Raw genomic sequence first — 18968 nt, 5'->3', positions numbered from 1 at the left:
CAGTCGGACCGACCCCCTTCTGGCCGCTTTGCGGCCATCTCCCCCTCGAGGGGGGAGATAAGCCGGCGCTACACCAATCCCCGCTTCACCATCATCGCTTCCGGCGAAGGCATCTTGCCGCGGAACGCCGTGTACAGCTCCTCCGGATCCTTCGACCCGCCGGCGGCATAGATATTCTTCCGCAGCCGTTCCGCCAGCGCCGGGTTGAAGGGATCGCCGGTCTCCTCGAAGGCGGCGAAGGCGTCGGCGTCGAGCACTTCCGACCACATGTAGGAATAGTAGCCGGCTGAATAACCGTCGCCGGAGAAGATATGGCCGAAATGCGGGGTGCGATGACGCATGGCGATGGTGTCGGGCATATCAAGCTTTTCCAGCGTTTCGGCTTCGAAACGCAGCGGTTCCGCCGGCGCATCCGGCCGCGCGTGATACGCCATGTCGATCAGCGCCGACGCTGTGAACTCGACCGTGGCGAAACCGGCGCCGAACGTGCGGGCGGCCAGCATCTTGTCGAGCAGCGACTTCGGCATCGGCTTGCCGGTCTTAACATGCAGCGCATGCTTTTCCAGCACTGCGGGCACCGTCAGCCAGTGCTCGTAGAGCTGCGAAGGCAGTTCGACGAAATCGCGGGAAACCGAGGTGCCCGCCACCGACGGCCAGGTGACGTCGGTCAGCATGCCGTGCAAAGCATGGCCGAACTCGTGGAACAGGGTCTTGGCCTCATCGACCGACAGCAGCGCCGCTTCCCCCGCCGGCGGCTTGGCGAAGTTCATGATGTTGTAGATCACCGGCTTGGAGCCATCCCCAAGCTTGTAGCCAGACTTCAGCGCGCTCATCCAGGCGCCAGAACGCTTCGAGGATCGGGCGAAATAGTCGGCGAGGAACAGGCCGCGCTCGCTGCCATCGGCGTTCTTCACCACGAAGACGCGCGCGTCGGAATGCCAGGCGGCGATGCCCTTCTTCTCCTCGAAGGTGATGCCGAACAGTTTTGTGGCGACGTCGAAGCAGGCGTCGATGACCCGGTCGAGTTGCAAATACGGTTTCAGTTCCGCCTCGTCGAAGGCGAATTTTTCGGCGCGCAACTTCTCCTGGTAGAAGCGCCAGTCCCAGGCGGCGAATTTTTCGTTGCTGCCTGCCTTGGTCGCCAGCCGCTCCAGCTCCTTCTGGTCGGCGGCGGCCTTCTCCAGCGCTTTCTCCCAGACCGGGTCGAGGAGGTCGTGCACAGCCTTCGGCGTCTTGGCCATGGTGTCGTCGAGTTTCAGCGCGGCGAACGAGGCATAGCCGAGCAGCTTGGCCTTTTCGGCGCGCAATTTCAGCATGTCGCGCACCACTGCGGTGTTGTCGCTGGCGCCACCGTTCTGGCCGCGCATGGTGAAAGCGCGGAAGGCGGTCTCGCGCAGGTCGCGGCGTTCGGAGAAGGTCGTGAACGGCTCATAGATAGAGCGCGACAAGGTGACTGCGTAGCGGCCTTTCTGGCCGCGCGTCTCGGCGGCTTCGGCCATCGAACTCTTCACGAAGTCCGGCAGGCCCGCAAGATCAGCCTCGTCGAGGAAAAGCGCCCAGTCGCGCTCGTCGGCCAGCACGTTCTGGCCGAAGGTCGTGCCGAGCGAGGACAGCTCCTCGCTGATGTTGGCCAGCCGCTTCTTGCCGTCGGCGTCGAGTTTTGCGCCCGATCGCACAAAGCCTTTCCAGGTCTTCTCCAGCACCCGCAGCGTCTCGACGTCGAGTTTTAGCGTCTCCCGGCGCTGGTAGAGGTCGTCGATGCGGGCAAACAGTTTCTCGTTCATCGAGATCGCCGAGAAATGCCGCGACATCTTCGGCGAGATCTCACGCTCCAGCGCCTGGATCGCATCGTTGGTGTGGGCGCCGGCCCGGCACCAGAAGATCGACGAGACATGGTCGAGCGGCTCACCGGCGAGCTCGAGGGCTGCCAGCGTATTCTCGATGCTCGGCGCATCCTTGTTGCCGGCGATCGCATCGATTTCGGCGTCATGTGCCTTCAGCGCCGCGTCGAACACCGAGGAGAAATCGTCGTCGCCGATGCTGGCAAAATCCGGCAGGCCGAGCGGCCCTTGCCATTTGGTCAGCGGATGGGCGGCGAGATCGACGGTTTTCGTGGACGGCATGGGGGATCTTTCGATGATTGGCGGAGCTTGCTGACCGATGTAGGGCGATGACTGGCGCGGCGCAACAGCGCGGCCGTTCAAGCCCGCGTCAGAAGCCGTCGCAATTTTCCGCGATCGCCGCTTGCGAACTGGCGGTGATGCGGTTGCCGGTGACGGCGAACGTTTCCTGCATCAGCATGTCATTGTTGGGGAAATCATAGCAGGCGATGACAGTGGTGACGCCGGCCTCGCTCATTTCGACGCGATGCCGGATTGCGGCGCCGGCGACCGCGCCCTTCCATTCGTCGATCGACGCGATGAACTCCTGCTTCGACTGCACGACGCCGAGATCGTCGAGCTTGATGCGGACATCGTCGGCGAGCAGGTCCGACAATTCGGTGCGATCGGCGACCAGCAGCGCCGAATACCAGCGGTCGATAATGGCGCCGTCATCGGAGCGGGCAGGGACGAGCGAAATCAGCAGCGCCGCTACGGCGAAAGCGATCGCACGCCAAACCCGCATTCTTCCCTCCTCTTATTTGACCATGCCCTTATCCGAAAACCGGTTCCCACTTTTCGGGATCATGGGTCTACGTCAAATCCGGCCGCTCGAAGTCGCCAGTGTCCTTGTTCATCACCCAGAGCTCGCCTGTCGAGATGTCGAACCAGGCGCCATGCAGCGACAGCCGCCCCTTGCCTTCGAGGATGGAGACGCAAGGGAAGGTCCTGAGATTGGCGATCGAATAGCGGATGGAAATCCGCTCCAGCGCCGTCTGCCGTTCGGTTGTCGTCATGAACGTGCTGGACGAAACGGTTTCGGCCGCCGGCGCGATCAGGCTCATCCATTTGCCGATGAAGTCGCCGGGCGACAGCGGCGCCGAATTGGTGTCGAGCGCGGCGCGGATGCCGCCGCAGCGGCCATGGCCCATCACTACGATGTTTTTCACCTTCAGGCTCTGCACGGCGAATTCGAGCGCGGCCGAGGTCGAGTGGAACTCGCCGTCCGGCGCATAGGGCGGCACCAGATTGCCGACATTGCGCAGGACGAACAGTTCGCCCGGACCGGCGTCGAAGATCGCCTCGGGGGCAGAGCGGGAATCGCAGCAGGCAACGATCATGGTTTCGGGCGCCTGCCCTTCGCGGGCGAGCTCGCGATAGCGTCCGCTCTCGGTGAGATAGCGGCCATTCATGAAGTTGCGGTAGCCGGTCCAAAGATGTTCGGGGAGATGGGGCATGGGCTAGGGATGAAGCCTTTCGGGGTTAGCGACGGCAGCTCATTTCAAGTTAGAAAGGCTCTAACGGCAAATGCCCGTCGCGGGCAATGCCGAATTGCGGATGGCTTCGTCGCAAATCGCCATGCCGCACGCATGGCTCGCCGCTTGCCTCACGCCCAGATCGCCAGGGGAATGCCCAAACGGTCGGCAAGCGGCGGGTCGGGAAACGGCTTTGCCTCGCCGCCGGCAATGCGTCCGGCAATCAGCATCATCGCTGCGGCGTCGAGGAAATCGTCGGCGGCAGCACCGCGTTGCGGCGGCTGGTCGAGGAAAGCTCTGGTATAGCCGTGCCGGCAGAGCAGTGCCTTGCGCTCTTCCATCCCGGCAGGATTGACTGCGCCCTTGATCTTCTTCGGCAGCGTCATCGGTTTTTCGCCGTTCAGCCGGCAGAAGGCCACTTCGGGGTGCGATTCGAAGACGCGGCGGCGCAGTTGCGGACGTGCGATCAGCAGCGCGTCGATCTCGCGTATCTTGGCAAAGATGCCGAAGGCCTGGATCGAGACGCCGCGTGGCGGATCGGAGGTCGCCTTGGCCACCTCGCTGGCGCGCCGATGCGCCTCATACCAGGCCTCGACCGTGGTGAAGTCGCTGATGTCGGCGTAGAGGGCCGCGCGGGACGGGATAGAGAAGACGCTGGATTGCCGTGCTCCGAGCATTGGCCGTACCAAGGTCTCCGGCCCGCGCCCGCCTCTTTGCGAGACGTCCGGCAGGCCGATCGGCATGTCGACGGCCACTGTCGCATCGGCGGGCAAGGCGTCGAGCAGGGCCGCAAAGCTGGGAAAGACGCGGACTGACGGCGCGGCATCCAGATCGCGGCGGACGGCGATCCAGCCGGCCTTGCAGCCGTCTACGCCGACGACCACGGTCGAGGTCACGCCCGGCGGTCCCGCCCCGGATGCGTGAGGTGGCGCAGCTGCACCATCGCCATCGGATGCGACAGGCTCTGGGCATCGGTTTCAAGCTGCAACTCGTCGCCGCCACGCTTGGCGGTTCGCGCCAGGATTTCGTAGACGGCGGCGGTGGTCGATTGCAGCGCCTTGATCGGCGGCTGCCCCGACAGGATGCGGGCGAGGTAGACGGCCGCAGTCAGGTCGCCGAGGCCATTCGGCGGCTTGTCGATGAGGCGGTGTTCGGCCAGCAGCGCCTGGGTGCCGTCAAGCAGCAGATTGCCGGTGCCGCCGGTCATCATCGACTGTGCCGACGTCACCAGCATTGTTGACGGTCCGGCATGGAGGGCGGCCGAGATCACCGATTTCAGATCGGGCAAAGGCGCGCCGGCCATCCATTCCAGCTCATAGCGGTTGGGGGTGGCGATGTCGGCGATCGGCATCAGCCGGTCGCGCATCGCGGCGGCCGTCGGCTCGGGCACATAGAGCCCGCCGGAATCGCCCATCACCGGATCGCATATATAGATCGCGTCCGGCGTCTTGGCCTTGACCGCCGCAACCAGCGAGGCGACGGCCTCGGCCTGGCCGGCCTCGCCGAGATAGCCCGACAGCACCGCGCCCACCTCGCCCAGCCAGGGCGCGCGCTCGAGATCGGCCATCAGCGCCTTGAACTGGTCGAGCGGCGGCACGATGCGCGTGGCGCGGCCATGGCCCGGATGCCAGGGCAGGATGACCGTCGGTACCGCCCACACCGGAAAGCCCAGCGTCTCGAGCGCAAACACGGCGGCGCGGTTACCGACCGAGCCGCGGGCGACATGGCTGGAAATGACGATGACCGCGCGCGGCGCGTCGGCTTTTTCGCTGTTCATGGAAAATCCTAGATACGGATAATTTTTCGTTGAATCGTCATCCTGATCTATCTCTTTGGTGGGAGCATGATCTCCGGACAAAACGGTTCCCGCTTGTCCGAGAAAACCGGTTCCCACTCTTCAGGATCATGCTCTAGCTGCCCCGGGAGACGTAGTACACGAGCCAGATCAAAAGGCCGAGGGCGACGATGAGCCCAAGTGTGCGGCCGATGCGGGTGCCCCAGACCTCGATCGGATCGGATCGGTCGGCCTCGGCTGCGGTAACATGATCGCGGGCGCCTTTCGCTGCCCGTGACACCAGCGATGCGCCGCCAAGGCCGCCCTCGTTCGCCACGCGCTCGATAATGCGGCGCGATTCGCTGTCATCGTCGCGGCCTTCCGCCATGATCCTGTCCTGTTTGCCGGCAACCATATCGTGTTCGCGCGATCAATCACAGGGCCTCGCCGGCGCATGAATGCGCGCCAGGAATGCGCGCCAGCGGCAGACATTTTCTTGAGCGCGGATTGTGCTAATGCTTCGCATGCAACTTCTGTCGAGGGACCTCACCATGTTTGCCCAGCGCCTTGCCTTCCCTTTCCGCAGTCTGCCGGCCGTGCTGATGATGGCCGTCGTGCTGCCTCTGCTCGCCGGCTGCGGCTTCAACACCATCCCGACGGCGGAGGAAAACGCCAAGGCGGCATGGAGCGAGGTGCTGAACCAGTATCAGCGTCGGTCCGACCTCATTCCCAATTTGGTCGAGACGGTGAAGGGCTATGCCTCGCATGAAAAGGACACGCTCGATGCGGTGGTCGAAGCGCGCGCCAAGGCGACGCAGATCACGGTGACGCCGGAAACGCTGAAGGACCCCGAAGCGCTCAAGAAGTTCCAGGATGCGCAATCAGGGCTGACCAGCGCGCTGTCGCGGCTGATCGCGGTGTCGGAGGCCTATCCCGACCTCAAGGCCAACCAGAATTTCCTGGCGCTGCAGGCGCAACTCGAAGGCACCGAGAACCGTATCGCCGTGGCGCGGCGCGACTACATCCTGGCGGTCAAGGATTACAATCTGACGCTGAGGACCTTTCCGTCGGTGCTATGGGCAACCTTCTGGTTCCGCAGCAACGAGCCCTTCGCCAACTTCACCGTCGAAGAAGACAAGATGCAGCCGCCGAAGGTCGATTTCGGCACGAAGCAGGGCGGGTGATGACGTCTGGGTGAGCTTGGCCATTGCCAGCCTTGCGTTCCTTCACGCCCCCCTCTGTCCTGCCGGACATCTCCCCCTCAAGGGGGGAGATCAGGTGTCTTCTGTCCTTGCGCCAATTATCAGCGTTGCCGGCTGAGCGTCGGCAGCGAGATTGCCAATCTCCCCCCTCGAGGGGGAGATGTCCGGCAGGACAGAGGGGGACGCGAAGGAACGCCAACCTTGGTGTTCTTCTCGCCTTTCTGGCCGTCTTCCTGCCCCTCACCGCCTTCGCCGCCGATCTCCCCACGCTGACCGGCCGCGTCGTCGATAACGCCGGCATTATCGACGCGGGAACCAAAGCCGCGCTCACCCAGAAACTCGCCGATTTCGAGACAAAAGGCTCCGACCAGATCGTCGTCGCCACCATCCCCAGCCTCGACGGCGAGGAGATCGAGCCTTACGCCAACCGGCTGTTTCGCTTCTGGAAGCTCGGCCAGGCCAAGGAAAACAACGGCGTGCTGCTGCTGGTGGCGCCGAACGACCGCAAGATGCGCATCGAGGTCGGCTATGGGCTGGAAGGCACGCTGACCGATTTGCACACCAAGCTGATCATCGAAAACGACATGGTGCCGGCGTTCCGCGCCGGCGATTTCTCCGGGGGCATTTCCAAGGCCGTCGACGACATGGTGATGGTGCTGGAAGGCAATCCGGAGGAATTGGAGGCGCGCGGCGAGCGCAACCAGAAGCCGCCCATCAATACCGACAATCTGTTCTTCGGCGTCTTCATCAGCATCTGGGCAATCATGTTCTTCGGCAGCATGGCCGCCTCCATCCTGCCGCCGATCTTCGGCCAAAAACTCGGTCCCGGCCGCTATCGCTGGCTCGGCATGACATTCGAGCCGCACAAGCGGTCATCCAGCGGCGGCGGGTCTTCGGGCGGGGGCGGCTGGTCGTCGGGTTCAAGCGGTGGTGGCGGCTTTTCCGGCGGCGGCGGTTCGTCCGGCGGCGGCGGCTCCTCGGGAAGCTGGTGACGAGATGACAACACGCATCGCCAATCCCTGGCATGGCCGCTTCGCCACGATGACCGGCGCTGCCTTGCTGGTCTTGCTCGTCAGCTTCGCGGCGCTGGCGGCGGAACTGCCCGCCCTCACCGGTCGTGTCGTCGACAATGCAGGCATCATCGACGCTGCGACCGAGGCGGCGCTGACGCAGAAGCTGGCCGATTTCGAGACCAAAGGCTCCGACCAGATCGTCGTCGCGACGGTTCCCAGCCTCGACGGCGAGGAGATCGAGCCTTACGCCACCCGGCTGTTCAACGCTTGGAAGCTCGGCCAGAAGGCCAAGAACAATGGCGTGCTTCTGCTGGTGGCCGTGAACGACCGCAAGATGCGCATCGAGGTCGGCTACGGGCTGGAAGCCACGCTCACCAACCAGCACGCCACACGGATCATTGAAGGCATGGTGCCGGCCTTCCGCGCCGGGGATTTCTCCGGCGGTATTTCCAAAGCGGTCGACGACATGATCATGGTGATTGAGGACAGTCATGGTGGTTGAGGGGAGCTGGTGACGGCATGACAGTAGGCGTCTTCAATCCGCCAAGACCTGGCCGCGCAGCCGCGACGATCGGCATCGCCCTGTTGACGATGCTCACCATGCTGTTTGTAGCCTTGGCGGCAGACCTGCCGGCACTCACCGGGCGGGTGGTCGACAATGCCGGTATTATCGACGCCGCGACCAAGGCGGCACTGACGCAGAAACTCGCGGATTTCGAGACCAAAGGCTCCGACCAGATCGTCGTCGCCACGATCAACAGCCTCGACGGCGAGGAGATCGAACCCTACGCCAACCGGCTGTTCCGCTTTTGGAAACTCGGCCAGGCCGGCGAAAACAACGGCGTGCTTCTGCTGGTGGCCAAGAACGACCACAAGATGCGCATCGAGGTCGGCTACGGGCTGGAAGGCACGCTGACCGACCTGCACACCAAACTGATCATCGAAAACGACATGGTGCCGGCGTTCCGCGCCGGTGATTTCTCCGGCGGCCTTTCCAAGGCCGTCGACGACATGGTCATGGTGCTGGAAGGCAACCCGGAAGAGCTGGAGGCGCGCGGCAAGCGCAACCCGGCCGACCGCAGCACGCCCATCGATCCCGTCGTCGCGGTCTTCCTGATCCTGTGGGCGGCGATGTTCTTCGGCGGCCTGGCGATGGCCTTCCTGCCGCCGATCTTCGGCACCAAGCTGTCGCCGGGCGTGTATAAATGGCTGGGCATGACCTTTCGCTACGGCCAGGGGCCGAGCGGATCGTCCTCGGGCTCCAGCAGCTGGACAACAAGTTCGTCGTCGGGCAGCGGATGGTCATCGGGAAGTTCGGGCAGCAGCTGGTCTTCGGGCTCAAGCAGCGGCGGCGGGTTTTCAGGCGGCGGCGGTTCGTCTGGCGGTGGCGGGTCTTCAGGGAGCTGGTGAGAGAAGATGGCAACACGACCGATCAGCCCACAGGACCATGAGCGCATCGCCACCGCGATCCGCGCGGCCGAGGCCAAAACCGACGGCGAGATCTACTGCGTCGTTGCGCATGCCAGCGACGGCTATTTCTTTCCCGCCGCCTTCATGGCGACATCAGGCATGCTGATTGCCAGCCTCGCCGTCGCTTATGGGCTGGAAGCCTGGTGGCTGTCGATCCGGCTGCCGCATTTCGTCATTGTCCAACTGCTGGCACTGGCCTCGGTGTTGGTGCTTTTGTGGGCGCTGCCGGGCTTGCGCATCCATCTGGTGCCGCGCCGGCAGCGTTATCAGGCGGCACATCACAATGCGCTCAGGCAGTTCCTCGCCCGCAATGTCCACCGCACCACGGCGCGCACCGGCGTGTTGGTCTTCGTGTCGATCGCCGAGCGTTATGCCGAAGTGGTCGCCGATTCGGGCATCGACAGCAAGGTCGGCCAGCATGTCTGGGACGGCGTGGTGCGCGATCTCCTGCAGCATGCCGGTCACGACCGGCTCGCCGACGGCTTCGTCAAGGCGATCGGGCAGGTCGGCGCGGTGCTGGCCGAGCATTTCCCGGTGACGTCGGGCGATGCCAATGAACTGGACGATCATCTCGTGGAGATCTGAAAAGCCAGCACGCGCTACCCGGACGGACGCCTGACCGCGCCGGCTGGGTGCGTTTTCCAGGCAGGCTTTGCCCATTGTCAGCAGTGTCGCGATCGGCTGTGAGAAAGCGGTCGGCGGGCTGACCTCGACTCTTGCAAATGGCCGATGCGGGTTTATGGTTAACAAATCATGAATACGCTGAGCATCGACATCAGGAAAGCCGAACCGCGCGACGCCGGCGCCATTGCCGACGTGCACCAGCAGGCTTGGGAGGGCGCCTATTCCGGCATCATCCCGCATCGCTCGCTGACCTCGATGATCAACCGCCGCGGCGCCGACTGGTGGGCCAACGCCATCCGCCGCGCCGCCACCGTTCTGGTGGTCGAGATCGGCGGCACCATCGCCGGCTATGCCACGATCGGCAAGAACCGCGCCCGCGAGCTGAAGCAACAGGGCGAAATCTACGAACTTTACCTGCGTCCGGAATATCAGGGCATCGGGCTCGGCAGCCGGCTGTTCAAGGCGGCGCGGGCGCGGCTTGCCGACCACGGGCTGAAGGGAATGGTGGTGTGGGCGCTGGAAGACAACCAGAACGCACTTTCCTTCTATGCCGGCGCGGGTGGCCGTGACGTCGCCGAAGGCGTCGAGATTTTCGAGCAGAGGGCGCTCAAGAAGGTCGCCTTCGTCTGGGAATGACCGGTCTCGGTTACAAATCATCATAAACCGTGCGCTTCCGTTAGCGCTTCGCACCAATCGCCGCATTGCACCATGCCGCGCCGCCCGCTATCGATCTTGGACATCGAGAGAGGGATTTAAGCCATGCGAATCGAAGCCATTGCCATCGGAAAGAACCCGCCCGAGGACATCAACGTCATCATCGAGGTGCCGATCGGCGGCGAGCCGATCAAGTACGAGATGGACAAGGAGGCCGGCACGCTGTTCGTCGACCGTTTCCTGCATACGTCGATGCGCTACCCCGGCAATTACGGTTTCGTGCCGCACACGCTGTCGGGCGACGGCGACCCGATCGACGTGCTGGTCTGCAACACGCGCGCGCTGGTGCCGGGCTGCGTCATCAATGTGCGGCCGATCGGCGTGCTGGTGATGGAAGACAATGCCGGCCAGGACGAGAAGGTCATTGCCGTGCCCTCGCCGAAGCTGACGCTGCGCTACGAAAACGTCACCGAATACACGCAGCTGCCCGAGATCACCCGCGACCAGGTCCAGCACTTCTTCGAGCACTACAAGGATCTCGAGCCCGGCAAATGGGTCAAGATCGAAGGCTGGCACGATTCCAAATACGCCAAGAAGATGATCGTCGACGCGATCGCACGGGCGAAGGCGGCGAAGTAGCGCCGAGAGAGGCCTGCGTCTCGTTCAAGTAAGCGGCAAACGCCAGCGCGAGGCACCCCCCTCTGGCCTGCCGGCCATCTCCCCCTCAAGGGGGGAGATCGGATGTCGCAACGGCTTTCGTCAATTTTCAGCGCCGAAAGAAAAGCGCCGCCAGCGAAGCTGCCAATCTCCCCCCTTGAGGGGGAGATGCCCGGCAGGGCAGAGGGAGGTGCCTTGCACCCACGTGGCTAGTTATCCACCCGACCAAACGCCGGCACGTTGCCGATGACGGTGTGCTTGTCCTTGCCACAGGCGAAACTCTTCGCCTTTTCGTCCGCCAGCTTGCGCGCCTGGTCGTTGGCCTGAGGGTTGCCGGTGGCGAGCACGAGGCCGATGGTGCAGCCGTCGCGGGCTTCCATCTGGGCGACCTTGGCGACGAGCAGCACTTCGGTCGGCTTGTTCTCATCCTCGGGATTGCTGATCGAGCGGCGGTGGATCACCGCGAAGGGAACGGCAACGTCGCCCTTGGTCTCGATGCGCCATTCGACCTTGGCGCCGGACGAGTTGAAGCCGGAAAAGCTCTCCCAGACCGAGGTCATCTCGCCGCCGGGCGGAAACCCGTAGAATAGCGATTCACGCGCATCGTCGTAGGCGATCAGCACGGGATAGCCGCGATAGCCGGAGCAGGCGAGTTCGGCCCAGTCGCCGTCACCTTCCTCGGCCTGCGCATAGGTGACGCAATCCTTTTGCGAGTCGAGGTCGGTGTAGACGCTGGATATTCCGTCGGCATGGGCGGTTTGGGATAGGGCGGCGAGGGCGAATGGAACAAGCAGCAGGGTTCGCATGCGGACGTCTCCCGTGAAGTTCGCCCCAGCCTATCGCCAAATCTGCGGCCGGCCTAGCGTGCCAATCTCAACGTTGGCGCCACCCACATCGCCCTGCCGGGCAATTCTCCCCCTGAACGGGAGAAAGTGGCCGGCTGCGCCGCTGGCGACAACCTTGCAACGCTGGCAATTGGCGAAATCGTGATGAGAGCGTTCCTCGCCCCATTTCCGGGAAAGGATGCCGGCAGGTGAGGGGCGGCGCCAACGTTAGAAAATGCTATTTCTTCAAGCTCGCTTCGATCAGCAGGTCGGCGTTGCGGGCCACCGATTGCGCCGGGCCGCCGAGGCCGAAGAGCTGGCCGCTGATATAGGCGCCTTCGATCAACAGCAGCAGGCCGTCGCCGAGCGTGTCAGGGTCTTTAGCGCCCATCGCTGCGGCCATCGCGCGCAGGCGGTGGCGCAACTCCTGCTTGTTGGCCTCGCTGACGACGCGCGCCGGATGGCCATGTTCGGGATATTCCACCGCCGCGTTGGTCATGCCGCAGCCGCGATAGTCCGGCTTTTGCGCGCGCTTGCCGACGCGAGTCAGGAAAGCCCTGAGCTGTGCCCGCGGGTCGCCGGGATGGGCAGCCACGGCTTCGTCGAAACGCTCCCAGTACTCACGGTCATATTGCCTGAGATAGGAAGCGGCAAGCTCGTCCTTGGAGGGAAAGCTGCGGTAGAGGCTGGGCTTGGTGACGCCGGCGCGCTTGACGATCTCGTCGACGCCGATCGCCCGAATGCCGCGGCGGTAGAACAGGTCGTAGGCCACGTCGAGGATTTTCTTGGCAGCCTTGGGCGGTGCGGCTCCATGACCGCCCTTGATGATCAGTTCAATATTTTTGTCCGTTGGCATCATGCGACTCGATTGACGTGTTACCGATCGGTACGTATACATGTCCTCACCCTGCAACGTACCGGTCAGTAACATGATAGCTCAATCCCGTCCCTTTGGCCAGCGCTACGCTTTCGTCGTGGTTGGCGTCATCTTCCTCTGCTTGTTGATCGCGGCCGGGCTTCGTTCCGCACCCTCGGTGATGATGCTGCCGTTGGATAAAAGCTTCGGCTGGGGGCGCGATACGGTTTCGATTGCCGCCGCGGTCGGCATCTTCCTTTACGGCCTGACCGGGCCGTTTGCCGCCGCATTGATGGAGCGTATCGGCTTGCGCCGCACGCTGCTTGCCTCGCTTGTGATCATGTCGGGCTCGACCGCGCTCAGCCTGCTGATGACCGAGCCATGGCATCTGTTCCTCACCTGGGGCGTGTTTTCAGGTATCGGCTCCGGCGCGGTCGCCACCGTGCTCGGCGCCACCATCGTCAACCGCTGGTTCAAGACCAATCGCGGCTTGGTGATGGGGCTGATGTCGGCCTCCAGCGCCACCGGCCTCTTGGTGTTCCTGCCGCTGCTGGCATCGCTCGCCCAGTCGGGCGGCTGGCAGCCCGTCGCTACCGCCGTCTCGATCGCCACCGCCTGTCTTCTGCCGCTGGTCTGGCTGTTGGTTCCGGAGCGTCCCGCTTCGATCGGCATGGTGCGCTATGGCGCCGGGACCGATGACGTGCCGCCGGTATCGCCGGCATCGCAAGGCAATTTCCTGGCGCATACGCTGAACACGCTGCGCCGCGCTGCCGGCACCCGCGTCTTCTGGTATCTGTTCGCCACCTTCTTCATCTGCGGCTTCACCACCAACGGGCTGGTCGGCACGCATCTGATCTCCTTCTGCGGCGACATGGGCATCCCCGAGGTGCAGGCCGCGGGCCTGTTGTCGCTGATGGGCATTTTCGACCTGATCGGCACGACTTTGTCGGGTTGGCTCACCGACCGTTTCGACCCGCGCAAGCTGCTCGGCGTCTACTACGGCATTCGCGGCCTGGCGCTGATCTATCTGCCCTATTCCGGCTTCTCGGCGACCAGCCTGATCATCTTCGCGGTGCTCTACGGTCTCGACTGGATCGCCACCGTGCCGCCGACGCTCAGGCTCGCCAACGAGGCCTTCGGTGACCGCAGCGGCCCGATCGTGTTCGGCTGGATCGTAGCCGGCCACCAAGTCGGCGCCGCCACCGCCGCCGCCTTCGGCGGCACCATGCGCGAATTGCAGGGCAATTACGAACTGGCATTCCTGATCGCCGGCATGACGGCGATCGTGGCTGCGTGTCTGTCGCTGCTGATCAATACGAGCAAGCCGGCTTTCGATCCGGAGCCGCAAGCGGCGTAAGGCGCGGTACTAATCTCCCCCCTCAGGGGGGAGATGGCCGCGAAGCGGCCAGAGGGGGTCCGTGCGACCGGACTCAGCCTCTTGCGCATAGGAGGTCGGCGCTCCAAGCGAGGCGACCCCCTTCTGTCGCCTTCGGCGACATCTCCCCCCTCAAGGGCGGAGATCACCTGTCGATTGTTATCAAAGTTTCATCTTCCCGAGATGTGGCTGAAACATTGAAGCTGGAGCTTGCTGGCACCGTTCGAAGCCATCAGGAGACAGCCATGAACAAGATCTCGTTGACCCGCCGCGCTTTCGTCACCTCTGCCAGCGCCGCCGGTCTGCTCGGCGCATCGGGGCTCGCTTTGCCCTATTATTCGCGCGCCAGCCAGCGCCCGGCCTTCACCCATGGCGTCCAGTCCGGCGATGTCGATGCCTCGAGCGGCATGGTGTGGACGCGCACCGACCGGCCTTCGCGCGTCATGTTCGAAGTGTCGTCGACGGAAAACTTCGCCAATGCGACGCGGCTGGCGCCGCTCGATACCTCGCCGGCCAGCGACTTCACGGTCAAGCGCCTGCTTACCGACCTCGCCTCCGACCAGGATATCTTCTACCGGATGACTGCCGCCGACCTGTCGGATATCAACGCCGTTTCCGAACCGATCGTCGGCCGTTTCCGCACAGCACCCGCCTCGAAGCGCGACATAAAATTCGCCTGGTCGGGCGACACGGCCGGCCAGGGCTGGGGAATCGATGAGACCGGCATGAAAACCTACGCCACCATCGCCAGGCACACGCCGGATTTCTTCCTGCATTCCGGCGACACCATCTATGCCGATGGCGCCATGAAGGACGAGGTAGACCTGCCTGGCGGCGGCAAGTGGAAAAACGTCGTCCTGATCGACGGCAAGCGCAAGGTGGCCGAGACGCTGGATGAGTACCGCGACCAGTGGAAATACAACATGATGGACAAAAACGTTCTGGCCTTGAGCGCCATCTGCCCGACCTTCTACCAGTGGGACGATCACGAGGTGCTGAACAACTGGTCGGATTCGAAGAATCTCGGCGCCGACAGCCGCTACACCGAAAAATCCATCCATGTGCTCGCGGCGCGTGCGGCGCGCGCCTTCCATGAGATGACGACGATCCGCTACGAGCCGTCCGAGCCAGGCCGCGTCTACCGCAAGATCGCGCATGGGCCGCTGCTCGACGTGTTCTTCCTCGACATGCGCTCCTATCGCGGCCCGAACGGCCCCGACATGCAGGAGGACATGACGCCGCAGTCACGCATGCTGGGCGAACAGCAGACGAAATGGCTGAAGCGCGAGCTGACGAATTCCAGGGCGACCTGGAAGATCATTGCAGCCGACATGCCGCTCGGCCTCGTCGTCTGGGACGACGGCGCCAAGAAGGTCGGCGCGGAAGCCATCAGCAATGGCGACAATGGCCTGCCCAAAGGCCGCGAGCTCGAGATCGCCGACCTGTTGCGCTACATCAAGACTGCCGGCATCACCAACACGGTCTGGTTGACCGCCGATGTCCACTACACGGCGGCGCACTATTACAACCCCGACAAGGCGCGGTTCCAGGATTTCAATCCTTTCTGGGAATTCGTCTCGGGCCCGATCCACGCCGGTACCTTCGGTCCCAATGATTTCGACATGACCTTCGGCCCGGAGCTGAAATTCATCAAGGCGCCGACCACCGAACAGGGCCAGAACCTGCCACCCTCGGCCGGCCTGCAGTTCTTTGGCCTGGTGGACATTTCAGGGGCGACAGAGCAGCTGACCGTGCGACTGATGGATCGCGACGACATCGAGCTTTACAAGGTGACGCTCGATCCGGTGCGGTCGGCGTAAGCCTTTGGGTCGGTGCGAAGGATCGCTATGCCTGGAATGGGCAGCCGTCAGTCCGGGTAGCAAACCGTCGGAATCTTCGGCCACACCGCGCTGTCGCAGCCTGCAACCTGCTGCCTCTGCTTGAAAGAGGCGCTGACCGGGCCGGTGACCACGGGGTCGACGCCATCAGGGGCGTCGGCAAACATCTGCTCGGCCGTCCGGTCGGACGACGAAGCCGGATTGGCTTCCTTCACCGTGGCGGCCGATTGAGCGGCATTGGCCGCCAGCACGGCAGCGAATGCGACCGAAGCGATGAGGGGCCAAAATCGGTTGAGTTTGTCGGTCATGAATTTCGAACTACCCGGGCCCAGAAAGGTTCCCGCCTTGGTTAACAAAACCATCTCACACCGAGATGCTTAAGATTTGATGAGTATTTGGTGGTGCGCCTCCTCTTTCGCAATTGCGAAAAACCCTGTATGAGCCGCGCAACCGAAAGAGGCGGCGCCTTTTGGCCTGCTGCCTGCAACGCTCCCGAGACCACAAAATGAAAATTCGTAATATCGCGATCATCGCGCACGTCGACCATGGAAAAACCACCCTCGTCGACCAATTGCTGCGGCAATCCGGTTCCTTCCGCGACAATCAGCGCGTCGCCGAGCGCGCCATGGATTCCAACGACCTCGAAAAGGAACGCGGCATCACCATCCTGGCCAAGGCGACCTCGGTCGACTGGAAGGACACCCGCATCAACATCGTCGACACACCCGGCCACGCCGATTTCGGCGGTGAGGTCGAGCGCATCCTGTCGATGGTGGATTCGGCGATCGTGCTGGTCGACGCCGCCGAAGGCCCCATGCCGCAGACCAAGTTCGTCGTCGGCAAGGCGCTCAAGGTCGGCCTGAAGCCGATCGTCGTCATCAACAAGATCGACCGTCCGGACGCCCGCCACGTCGAGGTGGTCAACGAGGTGTTCGACCTGTTTGCAGCGCTTGACGCCACCGACGAGCAGCTCGACTTCCCGATCCTCTACGGTTCTGGCCGCGATGGCTGGGTCTCGGAAAATCCGGAAGGCCCGAAGGACCAGGGCCTGGCGCCGCTGTTCGACCTTGTCATCAAGCATGTGCCGGAGCCGACCGTTCATCCCGGCCCGTTCCGCATGATCGGCACCATCCTGGAGGCCAATCCCTTCCTCGGCCGCATCATTACCGGCCGTATCGAGAGCGGCACGCTGAAGTCCAACCAGGCGGTCAAGGTGCTCCACCATGACGGCACGCAGATCGAAACCGGGCGCATCTCCAAGATTCTCGCGTTCCGTGGCCTCGAGCGCCAGCCGATCGAAGAGGCGCAGGCGGGTGACATCGTTGCCATTGCCGGCCTATCCAAAGGCACCGTCGCCGACACGTTCTGCGACCTGGCGGTGACCGAGGCGTTGCATGCGCAACCGATCGATCCGCCGACCGTGACCATGTCTTTCCTGGTCAATGATTCGCCGCTCGCCGGCACCGAAGGCGACAAGGTGACCAGCCGCGTCATCCGCGACCGCCTGCTGCGAGAAGCCGAAGGCAATGTCGCGCTCAAGATCGAGGAATCGCCCGACAAGGATTCGTTCTTCGTTTCCGGCCGCGGCGAATTGCAGCTGGCCGTGCTGATCGAGACGATGCGCCGCGAAGGCTTTGAAATCGCCGTGTCGCGTCCGCGCGTCGTCATGCAGAAGGGCGAGAACGGTGAATTGCTGGAGCCGGTCGAGGAAGTCGTCATCGACGTCGACGAGGAGCACGCCGGCATCGTTGTGCAGAAGATGTCGGAGCGCAAGGCCGAGATGGTCGAGCTGCGGCCTTCGGGCGGCAACCGTCAGCGCATCGTCTTCCACGCGCCGACGCGCGGACTGATCGGCTACCAGTCGGAACTGTTGACCGACACGCGCGGCACCGCCGTGATGAACCGGCTGTTCCACGCCTACCAGCCCTACAAGGGCGAACTGCCGGGCCGCACCAACGGCGTGCTGATCTCCAACGAACAGGGCGAGGCAGTGGCCTATGCCATGTGGAACCTCGAAGACCGCGGCCCGATGGTCATCGACCCGGGCGTCAAGGTCTATCAGGGCATGATCATCGGCATCCATAGCCGTGACAACGACCTCGAAGTGAACGTGCTGAAGGGCAAGAAGCTGACCAACATCCGCGCCGCCGGCAAGGACGAGGCGGTGAAGCTGACGCCGCCGATCCGCATGACGCTGGAGCGCGCGCTGGCCTGGATCCAGGACGACGAGCTGGTCGAGGTGACGCCGAAGACCATCCGCCTGCGCAAGCTCTATCTCGACCCGAACGAGCGCAAGCGCTTCGAGAAGTCGGCCAAGGTTGTGGGCGCGGCGTAATCGTCTGATTGTCTAAATTCGAGAGGGGCGAAGCACCGGTGCTTCGCCCCTCTTGTCATTCACCCACGGCAGCCGAAATGATGGCTTCACGATCCGGCTCGTCGGCCAGGTCAATGCGAATCGCCGTGCCGTCGCCGGCCGGCTTGCGCAAAGCTCTGGCGCCTTCGGGAACAACAACCAGCAATCGTTTCTCCTCCAGCGCCTGAAGCCTTGATCGGGAGATGCCGAGTTCGCCGGCGAGCAGACGGTCGAGCCGCAGCGATGTCGGCATTTCCAGCCCAAGCCTGATTTCAAGCGCGGCTGCGGGTCGGCCTTCGCCGCCGAGCCGGTGTTTGTGAACGGCGACATCGGGAAACTCCTCGACGCGGCTGACCCGGTTTCGCAAAGCCACGACATCGAAGGCATGGCGGCGGGCGAGGGCCGGATCGTTGCTTTCGAGCGCTGCCAGCAGCGCGGGTTCGATGTCGCGGCGGTTGCAGCGTTCGAAAATGCCGAAATTCCACGAATTGTCGCAGTCGATGCAGCGATAGATCAGCCAGACATCAATGCGTTTGCCATTGGCGTTGACGCGGAATTTGTCGCTGCAGCGATAGGCTTTCACGGCGCTGCAGCGGTTGCAGTGGACCAGGGGTCGAGGCGCGATTTCGGGCGTGATTGCCCAGTGGATAGCGAGATGTTGGGACAAGCCGGAAGACCTTCCAGTGTGGAAGTTCTTCAGGTCGGCAATGGCGAGATGCCCATGCGGGCACGGCGTGGCGAGAGCTAGCTATGTCGGAAATCAGCTGTCACGGGCGGCAAAGCGCGCGACAACGGTTCAGCAGTGCCAAACCGGTCTCGAACCGCCGCCTGAGGAACACGTGAAATGGAGCAGGCACCGCTTAGTGCGGCGCCCTGCCAAGTGTGATCAGGGGAGTTGGCGAGACCGGCGGTTACTGAGGCAAAATGAAGCTCGAAATGAATGTCGGGACGGTTCTTCTAGCGGCAAGATGCC

Annotated in this window: 19 protein-coding genes and 1 pseudogene; 10 read left to right on the top strand and 10 right to left on the bottom strand. The window is 63.4% G+C overall.

What is annotated here, in order from left to right; translation table 11 throughout:
- Positions 1 to 68: 68 nt before the first annotated feature.
- From X756_RS160615 to X756_RS160640, 6 genes are all read right to left on the bottom strand, one after another.
- Complete coding sequence (locus tag X756_RS160615) at positions 69 to 2123, bottom strand: M3 family metallopeptidase (protein ID WP_023728716.1); 2055 nt, start codon at positions 2121 to 2123, stop codon at positions 69 to 71.
- 88 nt (positions 2124 to 2211) lie between these two features.
- A complete protein-coding gene (locus X756_RS160620; RefSeq protein WP_023728715.1) occupies positions 2212 to 2625 on the bottom strand; it encodes a hypothetical protein in 414 nt (137 codons plus the stop codon).
- A 67-nt stretch (positions 2626 to 2692) separates the two neighbouring features.
- The gene (locus tag X756_RS160625) at positions 2693 to 3337 is read right to left on the bottom strand and encodes a carbonic anhydrase (protein WP_023668613.1); all 645 of its coding nucleotides are present in this window, start codon (positions 3335 to 3337) and stop codon (positions 2693 to 2695) included.
- 149 nt (positions 3338 to 3486) lie between these two features.
- The gene (locus X756_RS160630) at positions 3487 to 4251 is read right to left on the bottom strand and encodes a DUF429 domain-containing protein (protein ID WP_023728714.1); all 765 of its coding nucleotides are present in this window, start codon (positions 4249 to 4251) and stop codon (positions 3487 to 3489) included.
- On the bottom strand, positions 4248 to 5132 hold the full coding sequence (pdxY, locus tag X756_RS160635; RefSeq protein ID WP_023668615.1) for a pyridoxal kinase PdxY: 885 nt from the start codon (positions 5130 to 5132) through the stop codon (positions 4248 to 4250). Before pdxY ends, X756_RS160630 begins: the two co-directional genes overlap by 4 nt.
- Positions 5133 to 5265: 133 nt before the next feature.
- A complete protein-coding gene (locus X756_RS160640; protein WP_023728713.1) occupies positions 5266 to 5517 on the bottom strand; it encodes a hypothetical protein in 252 nt (83 codons plus the stop codon).
- 163 nt (positions 5518 to 5680) lie between these two features.
- Between X756_RS160640 and X756_RS160645 the strand changes: the two genes are divergently transcribed.
- The 7 genes and pseudogenes from X756_RS160645 to ppa all read left to right on the top strand — a co-directional run bounded on the left by X756_RS160645 (position 5681) and on the right by ppa (position 10731).
- Complete coding sequence (locus X756_RS160645; RefSeq protein ID WP_023681434.1) at positions 5681 to 6313, top strand: LemA family protein; 633 nt, start codon at positions 5681 to 5683, stop codon at positions 6311 to 6313.
- A gap of 239 nt (positions 6314 to 6552) precedes the next feature.
- Positions 6553 to 7323 (top strand): YgcG family protein, encoded by a 771-nt coding sequence (locus X756_RS160650; protein ID WP_245264455.1) that lies wholly within the window; start codon positions 6553 to 6555, stop codon positions 7321 to 7323.
- Between the two features lie 49 nt (positions 7324 to 7372).
- Positions 7373 to 7828 (top strand): annotated as a pseudogene (locus X756_RS160655) (YgcG family protein); the annotation flags it as partial.
- Between the two features lie 107 nt (positions 7829 to 7935).
- A complete protein-coding gene (locus tag X756_RS160660) occupies positions 7936 to 8754 on the top strand; it encodes a YgcG family protein (protein WP_245264454.1) in 819 nt (272 codons plus the stop codon).
- Between the two features lie 6 nt (positions 8755 to 8760).
- Positions 8761 to 9399, top strand: coding sequence for a TPM domain-containing protein (locus tag X756_RS160665; RefSeq protein WP_023728709.1), 639 nt, complete (start codon positions 8761 to 8763; stop codon positions 9397 to 9399).
- Between the two features lie 168 nt (positions 9400 to 9567).
- Positions 9568 to 10074 (top strand): GNAT family N-acetyltransferase, encoded by a 507-nt coding sequence (locus tag X756_RS160670; protein WP_023668622.1) that lies wholly within the window; start codon positions 9568 to 9570, stop codon positions 10072 to 10074.
- A gap of 123 nt (positions 10075 to 10197) precedes the next feature.
- Positions 10198 to 10731 (top strand): inorganic diphosphatase, encoded by a 534-nt coding sequence (ppa, locus tag X756_RS160675; protein WP_023668623.1) that lies wholly within the window; start codon positions 10198 to 10200, stop codon positions 10729 to 10731.
- A 227-nt stretch (positions 10732 to 10958) separates the two neighbouring features.
- On the opposite strand, the gene X756_RS160680 is transcribed toward ppa, so the two are convergent.
- Together X756_RS160680 and X756_RS160685 are read right to left on the bottom strand one after the other, a co-directional pair.
- The gene (locus X756_RS160680) at positions 10959 to 11555 is read right to left on the bottom strand and encodes a hypothetical protein (RefSeq protein WP_023693212.1); all 597 of its coding nucleotides are present in this window, start codon (positions 11553 to 11555) and stop codon (positions 10959 to 10961) included.
- Between the two features lie 256 nt (positions 11556 to 11811).
- Positions 11812 to 12429: a TetR/AcrR family transcriptional regulator gene (locus tag X756_RS160685; protein ID WP_023728708.1), complete on the bottom strand. Its 618-nt coding sequence runs from the start codon at positions 12427 to 12429 to the stop codon at positions 11812 to 11814.
- Between the two features lie 73 nt (positions 12430 to 12502).
- Between X756_RS160685 and X756_RS160690 the strand changes: the two genes are divergently transcribed.
- Together X756_RS160690 and X756_RS160695 are read left to right on the top strand one after the other, a co-directional pair.
- The gene (locus X756_RS160690; RefSeq protein ID WP_031237802.1) at positions 12503 to 13786 is read left to right on the top strand and encodes an MFS transporter; all 1284 of its coding nucleotides are present in this window, start codon (positions 12503 to 12505) and stop codon (positions 13784 to 13786) included.
- Between the two features lie 263 nt (positions 13787 to 14049).
- A complete protein-coding gene (locus X756_RS160695; protein WP_023700189.1) occupies positions 14050 to 15624 on the top strand; it encodes an alkaline phosphatase in 1575 nt (524 codons plus the stop codon).
- Between the two features lie 47 nt (positions 15625 to 15671).
- Here the strand turns inward: X756_RS160695 and X756_RS160700 are convergent, their stop codons facing one another.
- Entirely contained in the window at positions 15672 to 15950 is a 279-nt protein-coding gene (locus tag X756_RS160700) for a hypothetical protein (protein WP_023753187.1), read from the bottom strand.
- Positions 15951 to 16147: 197 nt separating this feature from the next.
- Here X756_RS160700 and typA point away from each other — a divergent pair, with 197 nt between their 5' ends.
- Positions 16148 to 17977, top strand: coding sequence for a translational GTPase TypA (gene typA, locus X756_RS160705; RefSeq protein ID WP_023681424.1), 1830 nt, complete (start codon positions 16148 to 16150; stop codon positions 17975 to 17977).
- Positions 17978 to 18032: 55 nt separating this feature from the next.
- On the opposite strand, the gene X756_RS160710 is transcribed toward typA, so the two are convergent.
- Positions 18033 to 18662: a DUF1062 domain-containing protein gene (locus X756_RS160710; RefSeq protein ID WP_023712046.1), complete on the bottom strand. Its 630-nt coding sequence runs from the start codon at positions 18660 to 18662 to the stop codon at positions 18033 to 18035.
- Positions 18663 to 18968 lie beyond the last annotated feature (306 nt).

The organism is Mesorhizobium sp. LNJC405B00 (genome assembly GCF_000502615.1).
In the GTDB taxonomy this organism is placed as follows: domain Bacteria; phylum Pseudomonadota; class Alphaproteobacteria; order Rhizobiales; family Rhizobiaceae; genus Mesorhizobium.
Note: the sequence above shows the minus strand (reverse complement) of the source record. Positions and strands in the feature narration are given on the sequence as shown.